This is a genomic window from Mycolicibacterium arseniciresistens, from assembly GCF_030519285.1.
Classification (GTDB): domain Bacteria; phylum Actinomycetota; class Actinomycetes; order Mycobacteriales; family Mycobacteriaceae; genus Mycobacterium; species Mycobacterium arseniciresistens.
The window spans coordinates 1-6,858 of record NZ_JAUMSQ010000247.1; the positions used below are offsets into that span (position 1 = coordinate 1).

The window sequence follows — 6,858 nt, forward strand, 5'->3', positions numbered from 1 at the left end:
CACCATCGCCGCCACCGACCGCGCACCCGTCATCCCCCACAACCCGTCGCGGTCGATCTCGGCGACGATCTCCACCAGCCGCCCATCGATCGCATTGCGCTGACCGCACAACTCCGCGATCTCCTCGAACAACTCCGCCAACCGATCCTTCGGCCTCACCGAACGAGCGAAAGACGTTGCGCTCGAAGACATGACCCCATCATCGCAGAGGGGTCCGACACGTTTCGGACTGCGGAACCCGTCCTAGCGAGGCGGCGGGTCGATCGGCGTCATGCTGATCGGCACCCAGTGGGTACCCGGCCCCTCGCCCGGACAGCCGGCTCCCCCGACGGCGAGTGTGCGCTCACCGTGAAAACTACCGTCCGGCTGCGGGATCCAATAGTCCGAGCGCCGCGACGGCACTCCGCTGTTCGGGTCGGTTCGTTCGCAGAGGTATGGCTGCTCGCCGCTGGTCTCCCACCGGTCGTTGTTCCAGCGGTACTCGAATTGTGCTGGAGCGCCCGGATTGCGGGCCTTGTCGCCGCTGTTGTCCATCCGCATGACACACCCGTTCACGTCGCAGTGGGTGCTGAACTCGACCGGGAACGTCTTCGACTCCATCGGTGTCGGCACACCGTTGAACGTCTGCTTCGAGAAATCGACGAACACGTCGTAGAAACCGTACGCCGGAACCGGTTCGACGCGGTCCGCATGAGCCGCAGGTGAGCTGAGCATCGCCGCGCACGCGGCGATGGCGGCGACCGATGCTGTTCTCATATCTGTCGATAACACATGGACGTCATCGTCACTGCCGAATGCGCGCTTTCAGGTGCCGACGTGCTCCCGGTCGGTTCCGTCGCGGCCGGCCAGCCGGTCGTCCCACACCTGCAGCACCTCCGCCGGAGTGCGCTTCGTCAGCAGGCTGCCTGCGACGTAGGCGATCAGGCTGGCGGCCAGACCGTAGTAGATCGGCTCGTTGGCCAGGACGTCGCCGACGACGAACATCGTGCCGAGCGTGACGACGGTGCCCACCGCCATCGAGCACAGTGCGCCGGTTCCGGTCGCCCGCTTCCACACGAACCCGCCGAGAATCGCGACCAGCAGCCCGCCGACGAGGATGTCGTAGGCGATGGTGAGGGCGGCGACGACGTCGTTGAGCAGTGCGGCGATCACGATCACGACGACACCGAAGACGACGACGTAGCGCCGGTCGGAGTGCAGGTCGTCCCGGCGCTCGTCCTCGGCGGCCGGTGTACGGCCGATCATCCTCGCCAGCAGCGGAGTCACATCGGTGCGCGCAACGGTGGCGGTGGCGATCAGGGCGCCCGAGGCCGTCGACATCATCGCGGCGACGGCCGCGGCGAGCACGAGCCGGCTGATGCCGACCGGGAGGATGGATTCGGCGATCTGGGCGTACACGTCGTCGCTGGCTTCGACGTCGGGCAGGAACGTCGAGGCCGCCATGCCGATCACCGCGCCGGCGACGCCGTACAGCAGGCAGTAGGCGGCCGCCGTCGTGCCGCCCCACTTGGCCACGCCGGGCGATCGAGCGGTGAAAACCCGTTGCCAGATGTCCTGCCCGATCAGCATGCCGAAGCTGTACACCACGAAGAACGTAATGATGGTCGGCATTCCGATGGCGCCGAGGTCGAACACCGCGTCGCCGGCCCGCTCGCGGATGCCGTCGAACCCGCCCGCCTTGCTGAGCGTGAAGGGCAGCAGCAGGGCGAAGATGCCGATCGTCTTGAGGATGAACTGCACCATGTCGGTGAGCGTGATCGACCACATCCCGCCGATCGACGAATAGAGCATCACGGTGACCCCACCGATGATGACCGACACCGTGCGAGTGGTGCCGAACAGCACGTTGAACACCGTGGCGTAGGCGATGGTCGACGTCACCGACAGCATCAACGTGTAGGCGACCATGACGATCCCGGACGCCGAGGTGGCGTCGATGCCGTAGCGCAGTCGCAGCATCTGCGCGACGGTGTACACCTTCAGTCGCTGGATCCGGCCGGCGAAGAACAGGCTCAGTGCCAGCAGGCCGACCGAGATGGCGACCACGAGCCACATGCCGGAGATGCCGTATTCGTAGCCGAGTCCGACACCGCCGACGGTGGATGCCCCGCCGAGCACGACGGCGGCCATCGTCCCGGTGTAGAGCGTCGGCCCGAGGCGCCGGCCGGCTACCAGGAAGTCGGCCGAGTCCTTGGTCCTCGTCTTGCCCCAGAAGCCGAATGCCAGCATGGCCAGCAGATAGACGACGATGATGGCGATGTCGAGCGGCTTACCCATGGTGGACTCCTGTTTCAGGTGGCAGCGAACATCCGCAGCAGCGCGGGCAGGACGACGACCGCGGGACCGCGCGTCGTGAAGGTGCCGGCGACGATCTCGCCGACGTCGTCGAGCATCGCCAGATGTGCGGGCACGCCGAAACTCTCGGCGAGGGCGACGAAGTCCGGCCGTGCGAGTTCGGTGGCGGTGGCCTTGCCGAACGCTCCGGTCATGTACTCGCGCAGGATGCCGTACCCGCCGTCGTCGACGACCAGCCACGTCACATCGGCGTCGTGCTGACGGGCGGTGGCGAGTTCGGCGATCGAGTACATGGCGCCGCCGTCACCGGAGACGGCCAGTGTCCGCGTGCCCGTGCCGATCGCCGCGGCCACCGCGGCGGGGAAGGCGAAGCCGAGTCCGCCGGCCCCCTGCGCCGAGTGGAACTCGCCGTCGCAGGGGTCCCATGCCGACCATGCCCAGTAGGCGGCGATCGTCATGTCCCAGAAGGTATGCGCTGCAGCTGGTGTCGCTGCGCGCAGGTCACGCATGAGGGAGAGTTCCGCGGCGAGCTCCTGTCCGGCGAGCCTGCCCTGCACCGCTTCTCGCAGATCCGCGGCCACACCCGCGCCGGATTCGCGCGGACGCACCGACAGCGGTTCGGCCGAGAGCGCTCCGAGCGCCGTGGCGGCGTCGGCGTGTATCGCCAGCGCGGGATGGTTCGCTTCGAGCACGCGGACCTCGGCGTCGATGTGGATCAGCCGGCCGCGCGGCGCGAACGTGAAGTAGTTGCTGGTCACTTCGCCGATCGCGGTGCCAACGACGAGCAGCACGTCGGCGTCCTCGAGCAGTTCGGTGGTGTAACGGTCCTCGATCCACGATCCGGCCGAAAGTGGATGGTCGAAGGGGATCGCGCCCTTCCCACCGACCGTCGACACGACGGGCGCGTCCAGCGTCTCGGCCAACGCGACCAGCGCACGAGGACCGCCGGACGACCGGCGCACGCCGCCACCCGCGAGGATCACCGGCCGTTGCGCGGTGTTCAGCAGTGCCCCGGCTTCCCGGACGAGATCCCACCGAGGCGCGCGTTGCACGGCAGCACCTCCGACCGGGCCGACCGCCGGCACGTCGGTGGGCTCCTCCAGTACGTCCTGCGGGATCTCCACCCACGTCGGGCCTGCCGGTGCGGACCGGGCCAGTGCCCAGGCGTCGGCGAGCAGGCTGGGCAGCTGACCGGCGTTGCGGGCCAGGGCCGTGCTCTTGGTGACGTTGAGGGCGCTGCGCTGCTGGTCGTCGAGTTGGTGAAGCATGCCGCGGCGCAGGCCGATTCCGTCGCGCGGCACCTGGCTGGCGATCACCAGCAGCGGCACGCCGGTGGCGTAGGCCTCCTGCAGGGCGCCGAGCGCGGTCAGGGCTCCCGGACCGGTCGACAGGAAGAGCACGCCGACCTCGCCGGTGGCGCGGGCGTAACCGTCGGCGCCGAAGGCCGAGTTGTTCTCGACGCGTGAGCTGACGAAGGCGAGGCCGCTGCGCCCGATCGCGTCGAACAGCGCGAGCGCGTTCTGCCCGGGGATTCCGAAGACGTGCGAAACACCGAGTGCCGTCAGGGTTTCGACGACGACGTCACCACCGGTCCGCGTCACCCGCCAGCCTCCTCGTGACGCATCGCCAGCAGCGACACCAGGTCGTAGGCGACGTGCGAGGCCGCGACGCCGGTGATCTCGGCGTGGTCGTAGGCCGGTGCGACCTCGACGACGTCGGCGCCGATCAGGTTGAGTCCGCGGAAGCCGCGCAGGATCTCGAGCAGTTCGCGGCTGGTCATCCCGCCGGCCTCGGGTGTCCCGGTGCCCGGCGCGTGGGCCGGGTCGAGCACGTCGATGTCGATCGACACGTAGACGGGCCGGTTGCCCAGGCGCTGGCGCAGCTTGTCCACGACCTCCCGCACGCCCTGGTAGTACACGTCGGAGGAGGTGACGATGCCGAAGCCGAAACGGCGGTCGTCCTCGAGATCCTTCTTGCCGTACAGCGGCCCGCGCGTGCCGACGTGCGACAGCGCCTCGGTGTCGACGATGCCCTCCTCGACAGCGCGCCGGAACGGGGTGCCGTGGGTGTACTCGGCGCCGAAATAGGTGTCCCACGTGTCGAGGTGGGCATCGAAGTGCACCAGCGCGACCGGCCCGTGCCTCTGTGCGGCGGCGCGCAGCAGCGGCAGTGCGATGGTGTGGTCGCCGCCGATGGTGACGAGGCTCGTGCCGCCGGCCGTGAGGTCGACCGCCGCCGCCTCGATGGTCTCGATCGCCTCGTTGATGTTGAACGGGTTCACCGCGATGTCACCGGCGTCGGCCACCTGGGCGATGTCGAACGGCGACACGTCCAGTGCCGGGTGGTACGGCCGCAGCAGCCGCGACGCCTCCCGCACGTGGTTGGGGCCGAAGCGGGCGCCGGGCCGGTAGGACACCCCGGAGTCGAACGGCACGCCCACCACGGCGACGTCGGCGCGCGGCACCTGGTCGAGCCGCGGCAACCGGGCGAAGGAGGCGGGCCCGGCGAAGCGCGGCGTCTTCGAGGCGTCGATCGGGCCGATGGGCGTGGTCATGCGGAAACCTCCTGACTATCAACGTCGTCCACCGTCGTGATCGGGATGCCTGCGGCGGGCCCGGCCGGGAAGAACCGCGGGCCGTCGGGGCCGAAGGCGTCGGCCGGTTCGGGGAAGAGCCGCAGCAGCGCCGGGTACAGCACGGCGGCGAGCCCGAGGCCGACCGGGATGGACAAATCGATCCCGCCGGCGAGATCGCCGAGCGGACCGACGAACTGGCCTGGCAGGTTGACGAAGCAGATGCTCATGGCCGCCGACACCAGCCAGGCGCCCAGACCGCGCCAGTTCCAGCCGTGGTCGAACCAGTACCGCCCGCCGCGCTGTCTGCGGTTGAACACCTGCAGCGCATCGGAGTCGTACCAGCCGCGCCGGGCCACCCAGCCGATCATCATGACCACCATCCACGGCGCCGTGCAGGTGACGATCAGGACCGCGAACGTCGAGATGCTCTGCACGACGTTGAACGCGAACCGGCCGACGAAGATGAACGCGATCGCGATGAGGCCGACGAGCACCGTCGCCTGCACACGGCTGAATCTCGGGAAGACACTGGAGAAGTCGAGGCCGGTGCCGTACAGCGCCGTGGTGCCGGTCGACATTCCGCCGATCAGCGCGATCAGGCACACCGGCACGAAGTACCAGCCGGGCGACACGTCGAGCAGGCCGCCGATGTAGTCGCCCTCGTCGATGAACTGCGGCGCGGTGGTGGCGACGACGGTGGCGGTGACGAGACCGAACAGGAACGGCACCAGGGTGGCGATCTGCGCGAGGAACGCCGCCGTCATCGACTTCCAGGCCGGCGTCCCACGGGGGATGTACCGGGACCAGTCGCCGAGGAACGCACCGAAGCTCACCGGGTTGGACATGACGATCAACGCGGCGCCGACGAACGACGGCAGGTACAGCGCGTTGGTGGCGGCGTCCGCGCCGTCGCCGTAGATGCCGGGATAGCCGGGGTCGAACGTGCCGCCGAACGCGATGATCCCGAGCAGGAACAGCACGGTCGCGGCGACGACCGCGATCTTGTTGACCAGCAGCATGAACTGGAAGCCGTAGACACAGACGACGAGGACCAGCAGCGCGAAGATCCCGTAGGCCACCCCGACCGCGACGTCGCTCTGGGGCAGGCCGGTCACCCGGTTCGCGCCGCCGACGAGCACATCACCGGACGTCCACACCGAGATCGAGAAGAACGCCACCGCGGTCAGCAGCGACAGGAAGGATCCGACCACCCGGCCGTGCACACCCAGGTGCGCCGAGGACGAGACGGCGTTGTTCGTGCCGTTGCGCGGACCGAACAGCGCCATCGGCGCCAGGATCGCCGCGCCGAGGACGACGCCGAGCAGGGTGGCCAGCAGCGCGTCGCGGAACGACAACCCGAAGATGATCGGGAAGCTGCCGAGGACGACCGTCGCGATGGTGTTGGCGCCGCCGAAGGTCAGCCGGAACAGATCGAGGGGTCGGGCTGTGCGTTCCCGATCCGGAATCGGCTCGACGCCGTGCGCCTCGACTTCGGTCACCTTGGGCGGTGCGACGGGCGGCACTGCGTCGGTGGCCATGGCGCCCCTCTCCTGGTGTGGTGAGGGTCACGCTAGAACCGTCGGTGGACCCTCGCAAGCGATTCATTCGTTACAGCGACGTTTCTGATCACGATGTGCCAGCGTTTGCAGATCATCTGCGTCATAGTGATCGCCTGAGCCCTTCTGTGTGTCGTTTATGCCGGTGGGTGCAGGCCGAAAAAATTCGAACCGATCGGAGCAATGAGCGTCATGGACGAGGTCGATGAAGAGATCGTCGAGCTCCTCGAGGTCGACGGACGGATGACCCATCGCGACATCGCCCGCGCGGTCGGACTGTCGCGCTCCGCGGCGGCGGCACGCGTGCAACGGCTCATCACCTCCGGGCAGGTCGTGATCCGGGGGGCCGTGCACCCCGCCGTGCTGGGCCGCGGCGCGCTCGCACACGTCAGCGTCGCCGTGCACGGCCCCGCTGCGCCGGTCGCCCGGCGG

At 68.8% G+C, this 6,858-nt stretch carries 6 protein-coding genes and 1 pseudogene; 1 reads left to right on the top strand and 6 read right to left on the bottom strand.

The genetic code is table 11. From position 1 onward, the window contains the following. The 6 genes and pseudogenes from Q2100_RS24035 to Q2100_RS24060 all read right to left on the bottom strand — a co-directional run. A pseudogene (locus tag Q2100_RS24035) lies at positions 1 to 192 on the bottom strand (DUF222 domain-containing protein); the annotation flags it as partial. Positions 193 to 243: 51 nt separating this feature from the next. Further along, entirely contained in the window at positions 244 to 756 is a 513-nt protein-coding gene (locus Q2100_RS24040; protein ID WP_302916075.1) for an MBOE_33420 family protein, read from the bottom strand. A gap of 48 nt (positions 757 to 804) precedes the next feature. Next, positions 805 to 2,277 carry a sodium:solute symporter family protein gene (locus Q2100_RS24045; protein WP_302916076.1) on the bottom strand — a complete coding sequence of 491 codons (1,473 nt, stop codon included), beginning with the start codon at positions 2,275 to 2,277 and terminating at the stop codon, positions 805 to 807. 14 nt (positions 2,278 to 2,291) lie between these two features. Beyond that, on the bottom strand, positions 2,292 to 3,896 hold the full coding sequence (locus tag Q2100_RS24050) for a thiamine pyrophosphate-binding protein (RefSeq protein WP_302916077.1): 1,605 nt from the start codon (positions 3,894 to 3,896) through the stop codon (positions 2,292 to 2,294). After that, on the bottom strand, positions 3,893 to 4,849 hold the full coding sequence (gene speB / locus Q2100_RS24055) for an agmatinase (RefSeq protein WP_302916078.1): 957 nt from the start codon (positions 4,847 to 4,849) through the stop codon (positions 3,893 to 3,895). The genes Q2100_RS24050 and speB overlap by 4 nt, the downstream gene beginning before the upstream one ends. Further along, on the bottom strand, positions 4,846 to 6,408 hold the full coding sequence (locus Q2100_RS24060) for a purine-cytosine permease family protein (protein WP_264015167.1): 1,563 nt from the start codon (positions 6,406 to 6,408) through the stop codon (positions 4,846 to 4,848). Before Q2100_RS24060 ends, speB begins: the two co-directional genes overlap by 4 nt. A gap of 210 nt (positions 6,409 to 6,618) precedes the next feature. On the opposite strand from Q2100_RS24060, the gene Q2100_RS24065 reads away from it, so the two are divergent. Then, positions 6,619 to 6,858: Lrp/AsnC family transcriptional regulator (locus Q2100_RS24065; RefSeq protein WP_302916079.1), on the top strand; the 240-nt coding region annotated here is incomplete at its 3' end.